20 protein-coding genes are annotated in these 20265 nt (G+C 42.4%); 5 read left to right on the top strand and 15 right to left on the bottom strand.

Features of this window, described 5'->3' with window-relative positions:
- Window positions 1-31 precede the first annotated feature (31 nt).
- Genes coaE through nusB form a run of 5 tightly spaced genes read right to left on the bottom strand, consistent with a single transcriptional unit; the run spans window position 32 to window position 3680 of the window.
- Window positions 32-1468, bottom strand: a complete 1437-nt coding sequence (coaE, locus tag EWU21_RS07270) for a dephospho-CoA kinase (protein ID WP_130896153.1) — start codon at window positions 1466-1468, stop codon at window positions 32-34.
- 4 nt (window positions 1469-1472) lie between these two features.
- On the bottom strand, window positions 1473-1772 hold the full coding sequence (gene yajC, locus EWU21_RS07275; RefSeq protein WP_130896154.1) for a preprotein translocase subunit YajC: 300 nt from the start codon (window positions 1770-1772) through the stop codon (window positions 1473-1475).
- Between the two features lie 4 nt (window positions 1773-1776).
- Window positions 1777-2217, bottom strand: a complete 441-nt coding sequence (locus EWU21_RS07280) for a DUF1573 domain-containing protein (RefSeq protein ID WP_130896155.1) — start codon at window positions 2215-2217, stop codon at window positions 1777-1779.
- 1 nt (window position 2218) lies between these two features.
- Complete coding sequence (locus tag EWU21_RS07285; protein WP_130896156.1) at window positions 2219-2515, bottom strand: YtxH domain-containing protein; 297 nt, start codon at window positions 2513-2515, stop codon at window positions 2219-2221.
- Window position 2516: 1 nt separating this feature from the next.
- A complete protein-coding gene (nusB, locus tag EWU21_RS07290; RefSeq protein ID WP_130896157.1) occupies window positions 2517-3680 on the bottom strand; it encodes a transcription antitermination factor NusB in 1164 nt (387 codons plus the stop codon).
- 88 nt (window positions 3681-3768) lie between these two features.
- Here nusB and EWU21_RS07295 point away from each other — a divergent pair, with 88 nt between their 5' ends.
- On the top strand, window positions 3769-5571 hold the full coding sequence (locus tag EWU21_RS07295; protein WP_130896158.1) for an ABC transporter ATP-binding protein: 1803 nt from the start codon (window positions 3769-3771) through the stop codon (window positions 5569-5571).
- Here EWU21_RS07295 and EWU21_RS07300 read toward each other — a convergent pair.
- On the bottom strand, window positions 5542-6849 hold the full coding sequence (locus EWU21_RS07300; RefSeq protein ID WP_130896159.1) for a TolC family protein: 1308 nt from the start codon (window positions 6847-6849) through the stop codon (window positions 5542-5544). The two genes, EWU21_RS07295 and EWU21_RS07300, sit on opposite strands and share 30 nt — an antisense overlap.
- 117 nt (window positions 6850-6966) lie before the next feature.
- On the opposite strand from EWU21_RS07300, the gene EWU21_RS07305 reads away from it, so the two are divergent.
- The 3 genes from EWU21_RS07305 to EWU21_RS07315 are packed head-to-tail and all read left to right on the top strand — an operon-like array spanning window position 6967 to window position 9749.
- Window positions 6967-7779: an MOSC domain-containing protein gene (locus tag EWU21_RS07305; protein ID WP_130896160.1), complete on the top strand. Its 813-nt coding sequence runs from the start codon at window positions 6967-6969 to the stop codon at window positions 7777-7779.
- Window positions 7766-8509: a hypothetical protein gene (locus EWU21_RS07310; RefSeq protein ID WP_130896161.1), complete on the top strand. Its 744-nt coding sequence runs from the start codon at window positions 7766-7768 to the stop codon at window positions 8507-8509. The genes EWU21_RS07305 and EWU21_RS07310 overlap by 14 nt, the downstream gene beginning before the upstream one ends.
- On the top strand, window positions 8490-9749 hold the full coding sequence (locus tag EWU21_RS07315; RefSeq protein ID WP_130896162.1) for an MFS transporter: 1260 nt from the start codon (window positions 8490-8492) through the stop codon (window positions 9747-9749). Before EWU21_RS07310 ends, EWU21_RS07315 begins: the two co-directional genes overlap by 20 nt.
- Here EWU21_RS07315 and EWU21_RS07320 read toward each other — a convergent pair whose 3' ends face one another.
- From EWU21_RS07320 to EWU21_RS07345, 6 genes are read right to left on the bottom strand one after another with little or no spacing between them, the layout of a single operon-like run.
- On the bottom strand, window positions 9750-10262 hold the full coding sequence (locus tag EWU21_RS07320) for a hypothetical protein (protein ID WP_130896163.1): 513 nt from the start codon (window positions 10260-10262) through the stop codon (window positions 9750-9752).
- Between the two features lie 11 nt (window positions 10263-10273).
- Complete coding sequence (locus EWU21_RS07325; protein ID WP_130896164.1) at window positions 10274-10567, bottom strand: autorepressor SdpR family transcription factor; 294 nt, start codon at window positions 10565-10567, stop codon at window positions 10274-10276.
- Window positions 10568-10619: 52 nt separating this feature from the next.
- Entirely contained in the window at window positions 10620-11513 is an 894-nt protein-coding gene (locus tag EWU21_RS07330) for a hydroxypyruvate isomerase family protein (protein WP_130896165.1), read from the bottom strand.
- 1 nt (window position 11514) lies between these two features.
- Window positions 11515-14511 carry a PVC-type heme-binding CxxCH protein gene (locus EWU21_RS07335; RefSeq protein WP_130896166.1) on the bottom strand — a complete coding sequence of 999 codons (2997 nt, stop codon included), beginning with the start codon at window positions 14509-14511 and terminating at the stop codon, window positions 11515-11517.
- 4 nt (window positions 14512-14515) lie between these two features.
- Window positions 14516-15271 (bottom strand): NIPSNAP family protein, encoded by a 756-nt coding sequence (locus EWU21_RS07340; RefSeq protein ID WP_130896167.1) that lies wholly within the window; start codon window positions 15269-15271, stop codon window positions 14516-14518.
- A gap of 24 nt (window positions 15272-15295) precedes the next feature.
- A complete protein-coding gene (locus EWU21_RS07345; protein WP_130896168.1) occupies window positions 15296-15868 on the bottom strand; it encodes a hypothetical protein in 573 nt (190 codons plus the stop codon).
- Window positions 15869-16192: 324 nt separating this feature from the next.
- Here EWU21_RS07345 and lgt point away from each other — a divergent pair, with 324 nt between their 5' ends.
- Window positions 16193-17020, top strand: a complete 828-nt coding sequence (gene lgt, locus EWU21_RS07350; protein ID WP_130896169.1) for a prolipoprotein diacylglyceryl transferase — start codon at window positions 16193-16195, stop codon at window positions 17018-17020.
- Here the strand turns inward: lgt and EWU21_RS07355 are convergent.
- The 3 genes from EWU21_RS07355 to EWU21_RS07365 are packed head-to-tail and all read right to left on the bottom strand — an operon-like array spanning window position 17017 to window position 20259.
- Entirely contained in the window at window positions 17017-18252 is a 1236-nt protein-coding gene (locus EWU21_RS07355) for a serine hydrolase (protein WP_130896170.1), read from the bottom strand. The two genes, lgt and EWU21_RS07355, sit on opposite strands and share 4 nt — an antisense overlap.
- Window positions 18245-19249, bottom strand: coding sequence for an aminotransferase class I/II-fold pyridoxal phosphate-dependent enzyme (locus EWU21_RS07360; RefSeq protein ID WP_130896171.1), 1005 nt, complete (start codon window positions 19247-19249; stop codon window positions 18245-18247). Before EWU21_RS07360 ends, EWU21_RS07355 begins: the two co-directional genes overlap by 8 nt.
- The gene (locus EWU21_RS07365; protein WP_130896172.1) at window positions 19246-20259 is read right to left on the bottom strand and encodes a dipeptide epimerase; all 1014 of its coding nucleotides are present in this window, start codon (window positions 20257-20259) and stop codon (window positions 19246-19248) included. The genes EWU21_RS07360 and EWU21_RS07365 overlap by 4 nt, the downstream gene beginning before the upstream one ends.
- Between the last annotated feature and the right edge of the window lie 6 nt (window positions 20260-20265).

Here is a 20265-nt window from a genome sequence, read left to right on the forward strand (position 1 = left end):
TTACCTTTTTAAGGGATAATTCCCAAATGCTTTAGGGGATTCTAATCACCGCGCTCACCGGGAAATGATCCGTAGGATATTTATTGTCCCATGTTTCGCTATGGGTCGTATGCTGTAAGACTGAAGGCCCATTTTTGACAAAAATATAGTCAATATGTTTGCCCTCTTGTTCTTTTGAGAAGCCGTTAAAAGAGCTGTATGGTCCATAATGGCCATTTTGGCTAATCTTCTCTGCATCGATAACGTGCGCAGGATTTTTTGTGTCTACTAATACTTGTATGGGCTCGTCATCTGGTGTGGCATTGAAATCACCTGTTAATATCACCGGAGATTTACCCGCGATTTCAGCAATTTTACGCAATACCAGCTTCGCACTTTCTCTGCGAGCCACTTTGCCTAAGTGATCAAAATGGGTGTTGAATACAAAGAATTTTTTACCTGTTTTGATCTCCTGGAATTGGCCCCAAGTCACCACGCGGCGGCAGGCCGCATCCCAGCCAAAACCTACCTTGTCACAAGAGTCTGATAACCAAAATGTTTTCTCTTGAAGCAATTTGAATTTCGATTTCCGGTACATTAAGGCAGAAAACTCGCCTTCAGTTTTCCCATCATCTCGGCCTTTCCCAAACCATCCAAAACCAGGCAATTCCTTCTCTAAATCCGTGATTTGATGTAAGAAAGCTTCCTGTAATCCGATAATATCTGCTTGATGGTAGCGTATCAATTCCCCACAATGCTTCGCGCGGTATTTCCATTGGTTTGCGCCATCTGATTCGGTATCTAATCGCACATTGAAAGTCATGGCCTTTAGCTGGCCAGGGGAGGCAGTAAATTGCGCTGAGGCCGCTGTGCTAGCTAATAAAAGCACAAAACAAGTAAAGGCTTTCAATATGTTCATTACTTGAGGAAATACGCGGTCGTTCTTCCCGTTTTGAATCACAAAATCAGCTCCCCAAAGGTAGTTTTTAGGTTGCGGTTGTAAATCGATTATTTGCATGGTTTCCATATAACTCATACGACTTCTTTTTTGGACATTCTGAATGCGCTCCGGTAAGGGACAATCCACGGTGATCATCTGGGTGATGTGATCAGGCTTCGTGCGCGGTGTGATGAGGGCGGATTCGTATAAACAAAATGGGGCTTCTGGGGCATTTAAAATCCATTCTGAAGCTTGGGAACGAACGGCGGGATGTATGATGGCATTGAGGTGAGCGACATCACCTGGGTATTTTTGTAAGAGGCCTTTGATCCAAGCGCGATTATAAGAACCGTCTGGAAGGTAAGCTTTAGGACCAAATTCCGCGATAATAGCTTCCTTCACCCCAGCATCCTTCTCGCATATTTCCCGCGCTACTTTGTCCGCTTCAAAAACAGGAATCCCTAAACACGAAAAAATCCGGCAAATGGTTGATTTGCCGGATCCTATTCCGCCTGTAATTCCGATGAAAGGTTTCAGGCCTGTATCCATTGAATTACTCTTCTAGGCGAGATGAAGCGTCTTTAGAGATCGCCGTTTTCTCGAAAACCATCCGAACCCCTTTGCTTGAGTCTACTTCGACTACGATCGTCTTTTCGCGAATCGTAACGACCGTTCCGTGTGCGCCACCGATGGTCACCACTTTGTCACCAGTCTTTAATTCTTCAATAAATTTCTTCGCTTCTTTCGCCTTTTTTTGTTGTGGACGAATCATGAAGAAATAAAATACGACAAAAATACCTCCGAAAAGGATAATTTGCATGTACGCTGGACTCTGTGCTTGTAATAATAACATGTGTTTATTTTTTAGGTACTACTTCTACTTTAAATGCCATTCTGTTTTCTGCGGGCAGCGTATTACAGTAGGCGGTAATGGTTTTTTGCAATTTGCCTTCTTTTCCTTTTGAATCAAACTTCACGCGAATAAATCCCTTTTTGCCGGGTTGAATCACCTCTGTGCTCCATTTAGGCGTGGTACAACCACATGAGGCATTTACTGAGATAATTTTCAAGGGCAAATTCCCCGTATTCTTAAAGTTAAAGGTATGAAAAACACTATCTCCCTCTACTAAACGTCCTAAAGAAACAACGGGTTTGTCCACTTTCAGGATGGGGTGTTTTTCTGCACTCGGTTTTAAGGCTGCCGGGATGGCATTTTCGGTGGCATTGTTCGCCTCCTTTTGCTGGTTCGTGCAGGACATGGTCCCCAGTAGACAGAAAAAAAGGAGAATAGAACGCATCTTATTTGGCCTTAATCTGAGTCATCATTTTTTCCACGTCCTCTAGCAATTTCTCTGCCTTGATTTTCGCGTCTTGAACGACTTTTTTACCTTCTGATTTTGCAGAAGTTTCAATAACCTCTTTCCCGTCCACGATATCATTAATCAACTGCTTTAATTGATCACGGTATTTATTCAATTGAAAATACAGTTTACTACGGGTATTTTCTCCTTTATCTGGAGCGTATAAGATACCCACTACAGCACCGGCTGCAGCACCTACAACGAAGGCCCAAAAAGATCTTGATGATTTGCTCATGTTATTTGTTAGCTATGTCGATTAATCCTCGACCTGATTTAGTAATCACTTTTTCGTGAACTAGGCGATTCGAAACGACGTCTAAAATACCATTAATAAACTGGCCAGACTTAGGTGTCGAATAGTTTTTTGCTAGTTCGATGTACTCGTTAATGCTCACTTTTACTGGAATGCTGGAGAATTTAACCATCTCAGCTAAAGCCATTTTAAGAATGATAAAATCGGCCACCGCTAGGCGATCTGATTCCCAGTTTTTCGTTTGGTCCCCGATCCAAGCACTTAATTGCTTGTCTTCCGAAACACTATAATCGAATAATTCCTCAAAGAATAATTTATCGTCTTCCCATTGGATGGCGAGTGGTTGTAAACTTAGGTCTTCCAAAGCCTCTATCTTAAAGGTCTTGTTTGCCATACTCTTCACCACGTCCTTATTCAAAGACCAATTTAAATCTTTTTCCTCAAAATACTCCGTCATGGACTCGTGTTTTAAAAGGAAATTTTTCAATACATACACGACAAAGGCTAAATCGTCTTCAAACTTCTTGCCCGCCGTAGGAAGGTAAGTTAAGAAGGTTTCATCCGTCAAGATGTTTTCGATAAATAATTTCTTGATTAAATTTTCTTCATCTTCAGACCAGCCGATGTGGTTCTTATCGAAGGCACGTTGTAAATCACCCCATTTGGAAAGAATATACAAAACTTTGTTTTTTGCCAAAAGTGACGTCTTCGTGTTGTTCTCTAACAAACGTCTATTCTCATCCCAAAGCGCGATTAAGGGCAATTGTTGTAAATAATACAAGATTTTCAGGTATTGCTTGTTGATGGATTCAACCTCCGTTACCATATCTTGCTTCAGCTTTTTCGCGATTTGTTTCACGTTCGCTTGATACAATTTATAGACAGATTGAGCCGCATCTTGCGCTTCTGCAGGAATCGTTTCTTCGGAAGTAATTTCTTGGAAATACTCTTTTAATTGAATTTCGGCAAGTTGTCGCAGGCCCTCTAAACGAGGCATTTGGTCCTCTTTTGCCACCATTAAAGATAAATCAGGCTGAAAAATGGTCGCTAAACCATCAAAAGCTAATTGATACTGGGCACGTTCTTGTGTATAGAAAGCATACAATTGTTGAAATGCTTTGACACGTAGTAATCTCCTGTTAACCATCCGAAATAAAAGAGCGTCTTGTTTTGAATCCCAAAATTAAGAATTTTAATTGATAAAGGTCCTATCTTTGTAGTCAATTAATCTTTATATGGGCGCATTAGGTCACATCAATCAGTATTTTTGGAAGTACAAATGGCTGCTTTTCCTGGGGATTATCTTTACCTTATTTTCGAATTTCTTTGGTGTATTCCCCGCGCAATTAGTGCGTTATGCACTCGATTTAGTGACGGAAACCATCAACATTTATTTCCTTTTTAAAGGATTTAGCCTCCAAAAAGCCTTCTACGAAATCTTTGGTTTTACCCTCTTCTTCTATGGTGGTCTAATCATTTTAATGGCCATCTTGAAGGGTGTTTTCCTCTTCTTAGTCCGCCAGACCCTCATTGTGATGTCCCGTCACATTGAATTTGAGTTAAAAAACGAAATTTATACGCATTATCAAACCTTGCCATTGTCCTTCTATCGCCAACAAAATACGGGCGATTTGATGGCCCGCATTTCGGAGGATGTGGGGAAAGTGCGGATGTATGTGGGCCCTAGCATCATGTATGGATTGAATTTAATTACGGTATTTATTCTCGTGATTTATTCGATGTGGCAGGTAAATCAGAAATTGATGTGGTACGTCTTGATGCCTTTGCCCATTTTATCGATTAGTATTTATTATGTGAATTCGGTGATCATTCGCAAGTCAGAGGAGATTCAAGCAGCTCTATCGCAGATTTCCACCTTTGCGCAAGAAGCGTTTTCAGGTATTCGGGTGTTGAAGTCTTTTGTTCGGGAGAAGAAATCGGTCGATGCTTTTACGGAGGCGTCCTCTGCTTACCGGACTAAATCGCTCGGTTTAGTGAAGGTGGATTCTCTTTTTACGCCTTTGATTGCCCTTTTAGTAGGCTTTTCAACGATTTTAGTGGTGTATATTGGTTCGCAGGAAGTGATTGCCGGTCGAATGACGGTGGGTAATATCACGGAATTCATCATGTACGTCTTTATGTTAACGTGGCCGGTGACTGCTTTGGGCTGGACCAGCTCGCAAATTCAACGGGCGGCAGCTTCTCAGAAGCGGATTAATGAGTTTTTAGAGGCCAAATCCGAATTGACCACTGGCATGCAAATTCGCCAAGAGATCATTGGTAATTGGGAATTCAAAGGCGTAAGTTTTGCCTATCCAGGTTCTGATCGCTTGGTATTAAACAACGTGAATTTGATGATTTCGGCAGGGGAGTCGGTGGCACTTTTAGGCCAAACGGGTTCTGGCAAATCGACTGTAGCCTTGCTTATGGCACGTTTTTATGATCCAGGTGCTGGAGAGATTTTATTGGATGGCATCTCTTTGAAAGATTGGGATATGGCCTGGGTGCGTTCTTTTGTGGGTTTTGTGCCGCAGGATGTATTTTTATTCTCTACGAGCATTTCAGAAAATATCCGATTCGGTAATGATGCTTTAACGCAAGAAGCCATCGAAGTGGCGGCCAAGCAGGCAGATGTTTATGCCAATATAATGGAGTTTCCTGATCAATTCGAGACGATTCTGGGAGAGAGGGGCATCACGCTTTCAGGTGGTCAGAAACAGCGGGTGTCGATTGCGCGTGCTTTGGCAAAAAATCCCAAGATGCTCATCTTAGACGACTGTTTATCTGCCGTGGATACCCATACGGAACATACGATTCTGGAAAATTTAAAGCAGGTGACGGTAGGAAAATCGTCGCTGATTATTTCTCACCGAGTTTCTTCGGCCCGTCTAGCTAATCGAATCTTTGTTCTAGCTGATGGCCAAATCGTAGAAATGGGCAGCCACGATGAATTGATGGCTAGCAAAACACTCTATTACGAGTTGTACCAGCAACAGTTGAACGAGGAATTACAACAGGTTTCCACTCAGCCGAATTAATTCAATCTCTGCGGTTTTAGCGGCATATTTTGCTTCAATTAAGCGCGTTTCAGCTGCTACCGCATTGCGTTGTACCTCACGTAATTCATAGGAGGTAGCGATACCCACTTTGAAACGATCAAAAGCGATGTCAATATTTTGCTTCGCAATCGTATAATTCTCGGTCTCCAATTGAATCAAATTCATGGAATTCTCATAGGTTACATACGTTTTCTCTAAAGCAGATAACAAGGCATTTTTTAAATCTTCCACTTGCAAAGCTGCAATTTCCGCATTGATTTTAGCGTTTTGAATTCTGCGCTTTTGGTTATAGCCATCGAAGATATTGATCGTCGCACGCAATCCATAATTAAACACATCACTGCTTCCTTTTTCTACCCCAAAACCCGCTCCATTCGCTACATTACTTAACGCATAACCGGCTACTAAATCAATTTGAGGCTTTTGCTGGCTCTGTAAATTCTTCGTATCTAAATCGCTAATTTTTTTACTTAAAATCGCCCCGATCAAGGTCGGATTTTGGGACAAGGCGCTCATTTTTAGCTCGCTCATTTTTAGTTTAGGCAGTAAGTCAATGGTGTTAACGATTTGGAAATCAGCCTTAAAATCTTTGACTAATAGCGCGTTGAAACCTATTTTCGTGTTAGTATACGATTGCTCTTGAGCGATTAAAAGTGCTTTGTCTTCATTATAATCGACCTGCGCAGAATAATAATCCACTTTAGATCCTTGTCCCACTTCGAAGCGATCTTTCGCTAATTTGAGGCGGTCATTGGAAATTTCTAGCCCTTTTTTGAAGTTATTGACACGCAGGTTTTGGCGTATAATATCGTAATAAGTAGAGGAGATCAAGGCAATCAAGTTCTCAATCGACGATTCTGTTTGTTTCGCCCCTAAGTTTTGTAATTCTTTATAGCGGTCACGCAAGACGAACATTCCTTGGCCATCATAGAGTGTCCAGGCCATCGCCATACCCACGTTTCCGGAATTGGAATTCACCCCAGATTGAACTAAAGGGGGGCGTAGGCCTCCAAAAAAGGACTGGTCAATCCCTGAAATAGTGTAATTTTTATTCGCGGTTCCTGTGATGGTAGGAAGGAAGCCCGCATTACCTAAGCTATTCTCATTCGCTGCGATTCGTTCTCTTTGTCTAGAAATCTGAATCGAATATTGCTTCGTGATGCCTTGTTGAATGGCGTCTTCTAATGTCAACAAGTGTTGTGCTTGTGCCGCAATAGGTGACAAAAAAGCGATTAAGGCTAGGCGAAATAGTTTCATAGGTATAGGTTACAAACAATCAATAGAACAAACTTAACAAAATCAAGTCACAATAGGAAGGCCAAAGCCTATAAGTACCCATAAGGCTTTTTGTCAAGAAAAGTTTACATTTGTTTTATGGTAACGCATCTCTATATATACCCCATTAAATCGCTAGGCGCCGTTTCTCTCCGCGAATCTATCTTGGAAAAAGAGGGTTTGCGCGGCGATCGTCGCTTTATGTTAGTTGATTCGAAGGGGATGTTTATTACCCAAAGGACTCGTCCAGCATTGACTCGTTTCGTTTTATCTGAAACGGCTGGCGGTTTTACGGTGAAAGATGCTGTGACGGGATTAGTGAAAGAATTGTCCTGGGAACCACTGCTGGGTGATTGGCTTTCGGTTGAAATTTGGGAGGATCAATTGCTTGCACGTGAGGTGCTGGAGGGCTGGTCTGAGTGGTTTTCTGCTGCCTTGTCTGAAGAGGTGAAATTAGTTCGGATTACACCGGAACAACCTCGGTTGATGAAAGTGAAATACCAGACAGAATTAGCCACAACTACTTCTTTTGCGGATTCTTTGCCGCTGCTTTTAGTCAGTTCTGGATCCTATGCTGCTTTGCAAGAGCGTTTAGAAGAACCCGTTGATCAGTTGCGTTTTAGGCCGAATATTATTGTTTCATCGCTAGAGTCTTTTGCCGAGGATACTTGGGCTGAATTAAAGATAGGAGAGGTCTCTCTTTCAGGTGCCAAACCTTGTGCCCGTTGTCCCCTCGTAAACGTGGATCCACTGACGGGGGAGTCAGATAAAAAGACGCTTAAGGCTTTAGCTTCGTTTCGGACGCTAAATCACAAAGTCTATTTTGGGCAGCAATTTGTCCCCATGTCTGTAGGGAAAATTCAGGTAGGAATGGAAGTTCAAGTTATTCAATCGAAAGATGCGATTTATTAAATACTTGTCTTTAGAGGTGGTGCTGGGTGCGATTTTGTACCAATGCTTCCTATTTGAAGTGTATTTTCATTCCCTTCCCCCTGTTGTTGAAGTCAGCTTGTTCGCCTTAGTTGTTTGGTTTTTGTATTTAGTCGATCGCCAAGTAGACATTATCTTTCAGCCCGTCCAGGATGAACGTCATGAATTTCATGTCCAGTATCGCAAATTCTATAGAGTAATTATTGGCCTTTTAGGTGTTGCCATTGCCTGTCTTTTGCCCTTTCAGCGGTTGGAAGTTTTGCTGGCTGGATTTGTATTGCTGTTTCTCGTTATGGTATATGGATTTGCCTGGCATAAGGGCTGGCTTAGGCTGGAAAAGGAGTTGTTTACGTCGGTACTGTATGGCTTAGGGGTGGGATTAGTGATCTGGGTGCGGGAGCCCAGGTCCTTGATACTTCTGTTGCCTTTGATGGCGCTAGCCTATCAAAATCTGTGTTATTTCACTTTAATGGAATCTCCAAGCGACTTTTACTCCGCTAGGTTGAAAAAAACGGAATGGATTCTTATCGGACTTATCAGTGGAATCTATGCTACCACACAGGAAATCTTCATCGTCTTGCCTTTTTTGGTTACATTTGGCATAACGTATGTATTATCTCGTACGGCTTTCTCTGAAGCAAAACGCTTTTGGGGAGATGTAGCCTTTTGGAGTCCACTTATCTACTTTTTACATGGGATTTTTTCAACATAAAGACGCGTACAAAGCCTTGCAATTCCCTGAATTCAGGGCTTATGTGACCGGTAATACCCTTTTTACGATTGCCTTGTTGATACAGGAGGTGGTTTTAGCCTACGAGATTTATAAGATTACGCATAATCCCTTGGCTTTAGGTCTGATCGGTTTAGCTGAAGCGGTGCCGTTTATTTCGTTGGTTTTGTTTGGCGGACACTTTGCGGATAACCGGGATAAGAAAAAAATCATGCAGGTGACGCTGTCGATGATTATTTTAGCCTCTGTCTTTTTATTGTATTCGAGTACACAATTGCAATCTGCTGATGCGGAATTTCATATCTATTCCATTTATGCGGTTATTTTTATTATCGGTCTTTCCAAAGGTTTTTTCAGTCCCGCCGCCTCTTCACTCAATCCTTTTCTAGTACCTAAAGAGGTTTTTGCGAATGCCGCCACCTGGAATAGTTCGTTCTGGCAGTTAGGCTCTATTTTAGGTCCTGGTGTGGCAGGCTTTTTATATGCATACGCCGGATTATCGGGTTCTTTAGTGACGGTAATTGCCTTATTACTGGGAGTGATGTTTTGTATTTTCCAAATCGAAAGTAGACCTGTCCCAGTGAAAACGGTGTTCCATGAATCGATTTGGCACAGTTTGCGGGAAGGAATTGCGTATGTATTTAAAACCAAAATCATCCTCTATTCGATTTCGCTAGACTTGTTTTCGGTGCTTTTTGGTGGTGTAATCGCCATTTTGCCCATTTTCGCTGAAGATATTTTGAAAGTAGGAGCAGAGGGTTTAGGAATTTTACGCGCGGCACCTTCGGTGGGAGCAGTGGTGACGATGGTCACTTTGGTTTATTTCCCTCCTTTGAAACACGCGTGGCGAAACTTGATTTTAGCCATTGCCGGTTTTGGCCTAGCCACCTTCGTTTTCGGTTTATCGACTAATTTTTGGTTTTCGGTGACGGCGCTGTTCTTTACAGGAGCTTTTGATTCGATCTCTGTGGTCATCCGCCAAACCGTCTTACGCTTCTATACTCCTGACGAAATGAGGGGTCGTGTATCCTCCGTGAATGGCGTTTTTGTGAGTACCTCGAATGAAATGGGCGCTTTTGAGTCAGGAGTAGCTGCCAAGTTTTTTGGCACGGTTCCTTCTGTTTTGATAGGCGCAGGGGTAACGATGGTGCTCGTCAGCCTAGTGGCTATCACCTCTAAAGAACTTTTTGACTTGAAAGTCGACGAAAAAGTCTCCGAATAATTAAGCGTTCTCGTTTGCTATTTTTGCTTTGTTTTTTGCTATTTGTTCTGGCCAGCCTTTCAAGATCTCGGTCAAAGCCTTCTTCGACTCTTGTGCCCATTGAATGCTTTGAATCGCTTGCACATTACTCGCATTTTCTCCTAACAGGCATGGAAGTATTTTAATGTGGTAATCTTCCATTTTCTTTGCAGAAATAATCACCGTCGCATCACAAGACAAGTGGTGGATGATGCCATCTGGTGTTTGGCCTTCTGATACATAAAAATGATCTAATTGAGCTAAATGGATCGTTTTCTCTGCAATTAAATCTTCTCCTTGGAAATGCAATTGCGTGATAAAGTCATCTCCCACGGCTACATACGAAACACGTTGTTTGCCTGATTTCTCCGCAAAAAAATCACCGATGGATTGGAAGAAATTACGCTTCGAAAGCGTAGTAATTCCGAGGCCTTTCGTGTTAGCAGGTAGATGTGACTGTATAAATTGGAATGTGCTGGGCAGGTGAAGAGACATAGTAAAACAGATTATATTTCGATTCTAATTTTAGGCTTAGGGAATTCAAAGTAAGTAGAGAATGTTTTGAACCAGGCGTGAATGACTTCAAATCCAGTTTTGTCTAGCTTGTATTCGATGAATTGCCCCTTTTTATCCGCTTGAATCAGTTTGGCCTGTTTTAATAGATCCAAATGATGCGAAATACTCGGTTTACTCATATCAAACTGGCTAGCAATCTGTCCGGCGTTTTGAGGGCCATTGACTAAGAATTGCAAGATCTCTCTCCGGGTAGGATCGTTGATTGCTTTGAATTTTGTGTCCATCTTAATTAGATAATTAAGCGAATGTCTAAATTAAAATTCAGAAATGCAAATTTTAGACGTCGGATTTACGATAGGCATCGATTAAAGCGAGTTCTCCGTCCTTTCCAGGCTTTGAATTTCCATGTTCCATCCCCAAAACGCCCGTATACCCTTTTTGTTTTAAGTGTCTGAAGATATTTTGGTAATTCACCTCACCCGTTGTAGGTTCTTTACGACCTGGATTATCCCCTATTTGTAAATAGGCAATCTCCTCCCAGCATTTATCCATATTAGCGATTAAATTACCTTCATTTCGCTGCATATGGTACATATCGAATAGGATCTTGCAAGAAGGGGAGCCCACTGCCCGACAAATGCTATAGGTTTGGTCTGAATAGCGTAAGAATAAGTCTGAATTATCGCTTAAGGGCTCTAAAACCATCGTTAATCCCGCGGGTTCTAAAATTTCAACCGCGCGTTTTAGGTTGTCGATCACGTGCCCTGTTTGAATTCCGATGGGAAGATCTCGCGTGAAATTACCAGGAACCACCGTTGCCCATTTCGCATCCACTCGCTTGGAAGTTTCCACTGCTTTTCGACAGGAAGCTAGGAATAAATCGGTCCATTCCTTTTTCCCGGTAGTCATGGTTTGCTTATCGAAAAAACCATCGAATTTGATCACAAAAACGCCCATTTTCATGTTGAGCTTGGCTAATTTCTCCCCGATTTTCTCTTGTAAAGCCACCGGTCTCTCCATTAGTTCGTTGTCCTCTAAAGCCGTGAACCCTTGGTCATACATATACTGAAGTTGATCCAGTTCAGAAGCCCCAGCATGGTTTTTAAACATCCCAAAATGCGGCGCATAGTTTAGCTCAAATTGTTTTTCGCGTACAATTGCGGAGCCTTTGGTGAAAGACGGGATCAATAAACTTGCTCCTAGGAGGGAGGCGAAATCACGGCGATTCATCTTATTTCTTCTTTAAAGTGGATAAATATTCGATAAGGTCAACTAGTTCTGGCGTACTCATTCCATCGGCTAAACCTTCTGGCATCAAGGACTCCGGTAGTTGTTTGTAGGATTTTAGCGCAGATGTTTTAAAACTTTTAACGATTCCACCTGGAATGCGCAACACGATATCCGTTTCGTTCTTCGAGACAATGATCCCTTGATACGTATCTCCGGATTTTGTCTTTACCTCAAAGGTTTCATAGCCAAAACCAATCCCCGCATTCGGGTGTAAAATGGACATATACATTCCTTCTTTTGATAATTTCGTACCTATTTCACTCAATTTAGGACCAAAATCAATGCCTTCATTATTCACCAGGTGGCACATCGTACACGAATTCGTGAAGACGACTTTTCCCTTCACTGCATCTCCTGACATGTTGATTAATTCAGCCATCGCTGGATGGGCCTTTTTGGTTTCAGTTTGATGTTTGGCTAAATAACTATTTGCTTTCATTCGAATGGACTTTCTCCACGCCTTTTGGAGACTTTCCACTACCAAAGGGACATAAGCTGTAGCGATTTTCTTCTTCTCTAATAAGTCTAAGACAAATTCTTCCGTTGGATAAGCATTACCAATTACGCGTGCGGCCTGCATTTGGACTGCTTTACTCAATTTAGGATTGGATGTGGCCTCATACAATAATTGCGCAGATTCTGTTTTCCCCTGCCAGCGCAACATCTCAATTAATGCTAGTTGTTCCGCTTCTTTACCCGTGAAGAATTTCGAGCGGATTAATGCAGCACCTCCAGGCAAATTATACACTACTTGCCCCGCTTTAGAAGATTCCGTCCCAGCTAAAATCATCCCTAACACGCGTGGACTTTCCTCTTTTAATTGGTAATAATCCACTAATTCGAGGTATTGCTTCCCTGAGATTTGCTTTAACAAGGCGGAGAGCACGACTTTGACCTCTGGATGTGAGGCAATGTAAGCCGGTTTCATGTGGCGAACAGCCTCTAGTTGAGCAGAAACATCCGTGGCAAACTTACCGTTGATTAGCGTGAATAATGCCTCTGATTTTTGTTCTCCTGGCATGAAATCTAACGCACGGAAATAGGCTAGCGACTTCGTGTTTCCAATCAATTCGATTAATGCAGGTAATGCTTTCTCCGTTCTTGCTCGCCAAACGACATCCGAATATCCCTTCGAATTTTCTGGTTTTAATGCTGCATAGGCTGCAAAACGCTCGTCCCAGTTACCATCCGCTCCAATTCCCAAAGCCTCTAGATACCATCGATCTGTTCCGTTATGGCGCATCGCTAAACCCGCCCATAATTGATTCACTCCCTCTCCCGAAAGATGGCGCAAGGCGATCGCTAATTCGCGTCTAACAGAGGCATGTTGATCTTTTGCCGCTTTTGCCGCTAGAGTAGACCATTCCGCGAAGGGCTTTTGCTTTGCAGCGCGAATGGCCATCGCTTTCAGGTTTGGATTTGCTTGTTCGAAGGCTTTTAGTATAAATTCATTCGAGCGTGGTCCTTGATTTAATACCCAAAATGCGCGCGCTCTAAAACGCGGATTTTCATTCGTGTTGAATTCGTTTTCCAATACGGATTCAGCCTTAGTCCCCATTTTTTTCAAAGCCTGAAAGGCTAAAAAACGGATTTCTAAGTTAGGATTCTCTAGCGCCTTAAAAGCTAGTTCGGGCGTACTTAAATCAAAGTTTGTTTTTTTATACGCGTGTCCTTTAGGAGCGATTCGGTAGATACGACCTTTGGCCTGATCCCCCGCCTGATGTCCACCTACACCCGGATCGTACCAGTCAGCGACGAAAAGAGATCCATCCGGAGCAGCCGCCACATCCGCAGGTCTAAACCATTGATCTCTAGATGTTATGAGGTTATTAATTCGTGCCTCGTATCCAGCTCCCCAAGGGGTAGTTGCATAGGAGCGAACCACATTAGGACCCGCATCTGTGTGAATCATTTGATTTTGGAAGATAGAAGGTAATAAATTACCCTCATAAATGATCATTCCCGTAGGAGATCCAGCGCCCGTTTGCAGTAAATTAGGTACCACCCCTGGATCATTCAAATGCCAGTGACGCAAAGGAATTTCTTTTTCAATGTTAGTCCGGTTAACATACCAACCTTCGCCAGTCATTTCATCCACATAACCGTAGTTTCCGTGCTCAAAGACGGCATTTATCCGAACTCCTTTGTTTCCATCGTCATCATTATCTGATTGCCAAAGAGCTCCATAGGAATCCACTGCCACTTCGTAATTATTTCTAAAATTATGTCCCAATACCTCGACTTGGCTACCATCTAAATTGCAACGGAAAACCATTCCTTGGCGGTATTTCTTGGGTCCAATCGGATCTCCATCTTGATCCAAGACCGGATTACCTTTGGCATCCAACAATTGCTTTCCCTCATTTCCGATGTTAAAATACAATTTTCCATCCGGCCCAAACGTAAACGCGTGTGCTCCGTGATCGTGCTGATCACCCCCAATGCCGGAGAACAATACTTCTTTGCGGTCCGCCTTGCCATCTCGGTTATCATCAAACATTTTCCAGATGTAAGGACTCTGCGACACGATGACCATGGAATCCAAGACCGCGATCCCTAAAGGAGCGTTGAGCTCAGGCGATTGGTAAAATACTTTCCGACTATCTGCCTGTCCATCCCCATTCGTATCCTCTAAAATCACGATGCGATCCCCTTGTGGATTCGTGGGATTACCGTTAATTCCCGGTCGGTAGTTATAAGCCTCTAACACCCAAACCCGACCTTTCGAATCCACATCGATGTTCGTAGGATTGATCAGCATCGGTTCTGCCGCAAAGGGCTTTACCTCTAGGCCTTCTGGGACTTGTAGCGTAGATACCTTTGTTTGAACGGAATCAGCAGTGTTTTTTTTCAGCTGAACCATTTTAGGGATGCCTAAGCTAACAAGGCTAATCATCCCACCTAGAAATAGGAGCGGTGCTTTTTTAACGATTTTCATTTTCTTAACGAATAGTAGAGAAGGTAGTAGGGGTCATAAAGATCGACTCGATTTTTTCAATAATCTTGCCGTCTTTTTCAGAGTCTGTGGATACTTGTTTCCATTTAGGATCATTTACAAATGCCCCCCAATTCGCTTTCGCAGCCTCTTCTGATGGATGCGCGACAAGGTAAACTAATTTGCTTTGCACAGTTGGATCTTTTTCGATGGTCGTAAAGTACGCGATATTCTTAATGTCATGCGATTTGAAAATTTTCATCGTATGATCTCTGAATCGCGCTAAGATGGCTGGATTTCTGCCTGGTAATTGAGTGTAGGTACGTAACTCAAATACCTGATCTACGGGACCACCGGAAGGTTTGATTTTAGGACTAAAATCTGTTGCGTTCATAAAAACACTCGTTACTTTAGCGACTATTTTGCCTGTTTCCTCTGATTTTTTCGAAACAGTCCTCCATTCAGGATCACTGCCAAAATGCTTCCAAGAGGAATCTCTAGCTGCTTGAGATGGATAGGCTAAAATATAATAAAGGGCATTTTCTGTATTGTTGGTAGGGATCCAATAGCCCACATTCGTCATACCATGTTTTTCGAAAATTTTCGTGGTATGATTCGTAAATCGTTGGATTAAAGCGTCTAATCTGCCCGGATGGCAATAGTAGATGCGCATTTCGAAATAACGGGTGTCTGTTTTTTTAGCGTTAACAGCAAAAGATAATAGACCTGCACACAGCAAGGTCAAAAGGAATAATTTTTTCATAAGGTATAATAGGTTTGTGCGAATTTACGGATTTAATCGTCTTTTCAGTAGTTTGTCGATCATAAAAAAGATCATCTCCGGTTTAAGCGTTCTCCAATTTGGAATTTGGAGGTTTCCGCCAAAATTCAGGTAGTAATCAATCTTGTATTTGGCCCACTCTTCCTCTACAAAAGGCGCAAAATGCATCGCCGCAATCCAGCCATCTTCCACATCCTCAAACCATTCCGCATAATAATCATCCTCAAAAGAACCATGAAAATTCAATACATTTTCACCCACTAAAATGAAGTGCTTAATCCCCGCATCAACAAAATGATCGACCACCGTACGCTTCAAATGCATCACATCATTATGGAGGGTATCATTCCATTCCCCAAACAATTCAATGATCGTATATTTTGCCGTGTAATCCGTGTAAAGAATCTTACAAAATAGTGTTTCTGAGCCTATATCATCCCAAAGCGGATGGATATAATAACCGTAAATATCATTTTCGTAAGTGGTTTCAGAATAATGTCTGCCAAAGAAGGGGGACTTTTTATCGCGTGCTGCGACATAAAGAGATTCCCATTGGAAGGAAGGTTCAATGTTTTGCATACTATAAGAACATAAAAAAGGCTTGAATATGCAACCTTTTGATTTTCGAAGGCATCTATAAGAGCAATTATCAGTTAATTGATAATTTATAGTACCTTGTATTGCAAAGTACCTTTTGTTTTATATCTTTGTAAAAGATTCAGCAAGCAATAATGAAAAAACGTCAATTACTTCTTTTATTACTCGTTTTTTGTAGTTTTCAAGCCATGTCTTTAGGCTTTCCTCATCGCTTATATCCCGCGAAATTTATTAAAAAGACTATCCAAGTTTTTGTAAAGAACTCAAAGAAATAATGTTTAATTTTGGTCGAAAGACTAGAATACTATGAGCTTATTATTTATTGAGTGGAACGCTGATCCGACTATTATCACCCTTTTAGGATTTCCTATCCGTTGGTATGGCTTGTGTTTTGCTTTAGCTTTTTTGGCCGGATTTCAGGTCGTAAGCTATCTATTCAAAAAAGAGGGTAGACCTGTCGAACAAGCGGATCAACTCTTGTTGTATACGATGATAGGAACAGTGGCAGGAGCTCGAATGGGGCATTATTTTTTCTATGAATTCCCCTTGTTATTTGCGGATCCCGTTCGTTTTTTTATTCAAATGATCACACCTCCCTTTTCCGGTTTAGCCTCTCATGGCGCGGCAATTGGCCTATTTGTAGCGTATTATCTGTATACTAAAAAACACAAAGATCAATCTTATCTCTATGTAACGGATAGAATGGTTATTGCTGCCGCATTAGCTGGATTCTTTATTCGTTTTGGGAATTTGATGAATTCGGAGATCATTGGGAAACCGACTGATTTGCCTTGGGGATTCAAATTTTTACGGGATTATGAGTTCAATCCGAGTGGATTAGCTGCCTTTGTGGTGCCTCGCCATCCCTCTCAATTGTATGAGGCATTATCTTGTCTACTTTTGTTTTTTATACTGTTGTATTTGTGGAATCTGAAAAAAGAAAAGACACCGGCGGGTTTATTGACGGGTATTTTTATGATTTTCGTTTTCACGCTCCGCTTCTTTTATGAATTTTTAAAGGAGAATCAGAGTTCATTCGAAAATAGTTTGACCTTAAATATGGGCCAAATCCTTTCCATTCCGGCTGTCCTGTTTGGTATCGGAGTTCTTTTGTACGCTAAAAGAAAGGCTTAATTCGAGTAGTCGAATCGCAGGTGATCTAAATTAGGCAGCTGTTTTTTAGGGCGTTTTACCTCGTAATCGTAAATGACTTGACCTAGGTTTTTATAGAAAGGAAATCCGATGGTATCATAATCGTATTGCTCATCATTGAAGATCTCATCCTCATTACAAAGTAAAACCGCGGTTACCATGAATTCGACTTTCTGGTCAAAATCTACCACATAGGCATTGTCAAGCAAGAATCCGTAGGCATCGCCCACCTTGTTAAAAATGCGAATTGATGGATTCAAAGAGGCATTTTTCTCTGATCCGTAGTACAAGAACTTGCAATAAGTAGCGAACTCCTCCGTGTAAACAGGATCTTTCGATTCAGTCGGATACATAGACATGTAGCGGTACAGAAACCCATAATCCTCTTTAGACAGCTGGAATCGATCTTTTGCTGGGAAGGCATCAGGCAACATTAATCTTTTGAGGAAATCATGTTGTGCCTGCAATGGATAGGCATTTTTTAAACTAAAGTCCAATGGTTTATCTTCCACCACACCCGCATCATTCATGGTTCCTTTTCCTATCAAAATAGGAGCTGCCGCGCTATAGGGTTTGTCGTTAAAGGCTTCAGCTTGGTCCAGAACGACTTTGCCATTGGATATGAATCGAATCGGATTGGTATATTGATTCTCTAAGCGAGGCAGAGGAGTTTGTAAACGGTGGGTAAGTCTAGCACCTTTAAATCCCTTAGAAAGCATCGTTTCGTTGAACGGGCGTTGTCCTAAAAATTCATAGAGGCGATTGTATGCCTCATTATCGGAGACTAATAGAATCTTTTTAATGTAGTGTTCCACGCTCGGTAAACCTGATTTTGCCGTGGTGTCAGTTTTTATCTCTAGTTGAGATGGTCGGGTTTTTAGGGTTAGAAAGGGGGTTGATTTATCAATTTTTAATGTGTTCAGTTTTTCTAAGGCCAAAACACTCGCCGCTAATTTTACGGTACTTGCTGGATAGAAATATTCATTCGAATCTGAGCGGTAGGAATAGGTGGTCAGCGTAGGCCTGTTTTTTGCATCGCGATCAATCTGGGTGTAAAGAATCTGAAGGCGGTATTTTTCCGGGTTGTCCGTTAGTTTCTTGAATTTATCTGGGTTAGATAGCAATAATTGCTCCAGGATGTTGGCGGGTTTTTGAGCGAATGTACTCATGCTGATCATCTCGGTGATTAATAGGAAAAATAGAATTCTACGCATAGCTTTTGATGGCTTCTGTGATGGTATCCATATCTGCTAAAGTAAGGCAGGCAGGTAAGATGGCACGACAAACGGGAGGCGCCGTGATGTCTGGATAGGCAAAATGATTCACTAATATGCCATCGGATTTTAGGTGTTCGAATAAGCCTGGAGCTTTGGAACAGAAAGCCGGATAACCCGGTTCATAGGTCACAGGGGCATCAAATCCCTTGAGATTGTCTGAGAAGCGATCCGCTAAAGCCTTACTTTTCGTGCTCTGCTCTTTATAAGCTTTCATCGATTGCAACCCAGCATAACAAAAGGCAGGATTAGGGGGGGAGGAACCCACCCAAAAAGAATCCTTTTTAATCTCTTCTATGTCTGCTGCTGCACCTAAAATGACGCCAGCGGGTAGTCCGAAGGCTTTGGAGAGCGAAACGGTTTGCAAAATATGTCCAGCACAGGGAATTTGAATATCTTGAATTCCAGCTCGATGTGACTCGTCTACGATCAAATAATCATTCGGGTCCATGGTAGTGGCAAAAGAGAAATCAAAGCTGTTGATCCAAGGAGATCCGATACCGTCTGAGGCGAGGATTTGGCCTTTTTGATGGCTCGATATCCAATCTTTATAGCTTCCAGTGAAGGGAGTATATGGATGGCGCCACAAGGCAGGGTGTGCCTGAGGTGCTAGGTTTAGGGTGAATCCTTTTTGTTGGGCGTATTGTACGGCGATTTGGGCGGCCGCTAGGCCGGAAGAACAGAGGGCTGCGGCTTCTACTTGAAAATAAGTGGCTAGTGCGTGTTCGAAATCCTCCCAAATCGAGAATTGTAAATTGTTGCGACGCGAGCTGCCAAAGTTTTGGGAATACTGTTCAATTCCGTCCGCTAAGGCTTTTTGAAAAGAAGGATGAGATCCAATGTTCAGGTAATTCGTGCCTCCCAGCCAAAGGTATTCAGTTCCTTCAAAGGTAATTTTTCGGCCCGGAATGTGATTTTCTGTTAAGGAATAACTCATAGCAAAGAAGCTCCAGTTCCAGGTAAATTAGCATATGAAACCACGCCGTAGTCGATGGTAATACCTGTCGAAATTTGGTCATCCACTAATAAGCAGCCGTCCATATCAACGTAATCGAGTAAGGGGAGTAGTTGCGCGATGGCGGAGCATCCGATGGTCGATTCCGTCATACAACCCACCATGACTTTTAATCCCAGTGTTCTGGCTTTTTTGATCATGCGTAGGGCAGGCGTTATGCCACCGCATTTCATTAATTTGATATTGATGCCGTGGAAATAGCCCGCACATTTTTCTACATCAGACTCTAGAATACAGCTTTCGTCTGCAATTATGGGCAAGGTAGATTCCTTGAAAACGCGCTTCATTCCCTCCCAATTATCCGCTTTCAAGGGTTGTTCGATGAATTCTACGCCTAGTTTTGCTAATTCTGGGGCGAAATAAATGGTTTGTTCGGGCGTCCAAGCGGTATTCGCATCGACTCTGAAAATAGCGTCTGTTTCTCTTCGTAAGGCTTCCACGATTTCTAAATCGTCGTCGGTTCCCAGTTTTATTTTATACAGGGGAAAGGGAGTCTCCTGCATTTTGGCCACCATCTTCTCTACCGTATCGATCCCGATCGTGTAATCCGTAATGGGATTATCGGAGATGTCTAAGTCCCAAATCTCATACAGCGGTTTGTTGTGTGTCTTTCCCCACAGATCCCAATAGGCTACATCCAGCGCACAAAGGGCGAAGGGGTGTTCGTCTAAAAGGGTTTTGGACATCATCGCCCAAAAATCACTCGGATGAGGTAAAATATCGTGTGGCAACAAATCAAGAATTGACTCGATCTGGGACTTCATTTTCGCCATGGTCACCCCATAGTAGGGGGTCTCAGTCGCTTCCCCAAAACCACTCTTTCCATGCCAGCTCAACTCCACAATCAACGTGGGTTGCACGTCACGCGATTCATGCGTAATCGTGAACGTGTGCTTTAAAGGCAAATCGAAAGTATGTAGTTTCAGTTCCATACGGGC

This window comes from Aquirufa antheringensis (genome assembly GCF_004307425.1).
Lineage (GTDB): Bacteria > Bacteroidota > Bacteroidia > Cytophagales > Spirosomataceae > Aquirufa > Aquirufa antheringensis.

Coding starts and splice junctions, on each gene's coding strand:
- EWU21_RS07365 (WP_130896172.1), bottom strand. CDS start 20,259: ATGGAACTGAAACTACATACTTTCGATTTGCCTTTAAAGCACACGTTC.
- EWU21_RS07340 (WP_130896167.1), bottom strand. CDS start 15,271: ATGAAAAAATTATTCCTTTTGACCTTGCTGTGTGCAGGTCTATTATCT.
- EWU21_RS07330 (WP_130896165.1), bottom strand. CDS start 11,513: ATGAATCGCCGTGATTTCGCCTCCCTCCTAGGAGCAAGTTTATTGATC.
- EWU21_RS07295 (WP_130896158.1), top strand. CDS start 3,769: ATGGGCGCATTAGGTCACATCAATCAGTATTTTTGGAAGTACAAATGG.
- EWU21_RS07325 (WP_130896164.1), bottom strand. CDS start 10,567: ATGGACACAAAATTCAAAGCAATCAACGATCCTACCCGGAGAGAGATC.
- EWU21_RS07320 (WP_130896163.1), bottom strand. CDS start 10,262: ATGTCTCTTCACCTGCCCAGCACATTCCAATTTATACAGTCACATCTA.
- EWU21_RS07305 (WP_130896160.1), top strand. CDS start 6,967: ATGGTAACGCATCTCTATATATACCCCATTAAATCGCTAGGCGCCGTT.
- EWU21_RS07300 (WP_130896159.1), bottom strand. CDS start 6,849: ATGAAACTATTTCGCCTAGCCTTAATCGCTTTTTTGTCACCTATTGCG.
- coaE (WP_130896153.1), bottom strand. CDS start 1,468: ATGGATACAGGCCTGAAACCTTTCATCGGAATTACAGGCGGAATAGGA.
- EWU21_RS07315 (WP_130896162.1), top strand. CDS start 8,490: ATGGGATTTTTTCAACATAAAGACGCGTACAAAGCCTTGCAATTCCCT.
- yajC (WP_130896154.1), bottom strand. CDS start 1,772: ATGTTATTATTACAAGCACAGAGTCCAGCGTACATGCAAATTATCCTT.
- EWU21_RS07360 (WP_130896171.1), bottom strand. CDS start 19,249: ATGAGTTATTCCTTAACAGAAAATCACATTCCGGGCCGAAAAATTACC.
- nusB (WP_130896157.1), bottom strand. CDS start 3,680: ATGGTTAACAGGAGATTACTACGTGTCAAAGCATTTCAACAATTGTAT.
- EWU21_RS07310 (WP_130896161.1), top strand. CDS start 7,766: ATGCGATTTATTAAATACTTGTCTTTAGAGGTGGTGCTGGGTGCGATT.
- EWU21_RS07285 (WP_130896156.1), bottom strand. CDS start 2,515: ATGAGCAAATCATCAAGATCTTTTTGGGCCTTCGTTGTAGGTGCTGCA.
- lgt (WP_130896169.1), top strand. CDS start 16,193: ATGAGCTTATTATTTATTGAGTGGAACGCTGATCCGACTATTATCACC.
- EWU21_RS07345 (WP_130896168.1), bottom strand. CDS start 15,868: ATGCAAAACATTGAACCTTCCTTCCAATGGGAATCTCTTTATGTCGCA.
- EWU21_RS07335 (WP_130896166.1), bottom strand. CDS start 14,511: ATGAAAATCGTTAAAAAAGCACCGCTCCTATTTCTAGGTGGGATGATT.
- EWU21_RS07355 (WP_130896170.1), bottom strand. CDS start 18,252: ATGCGTAGAATTCTATTTTTCCTATTAATCACCGAGATGATCAGCATG.
- EWU21_RS07280 (WP_130896155.1), bottom strand. CDS start 2,217: ATGCGTTCTATTCTCCTTTTTTTCTGTCTACTGGGGACCATGTCCTGC.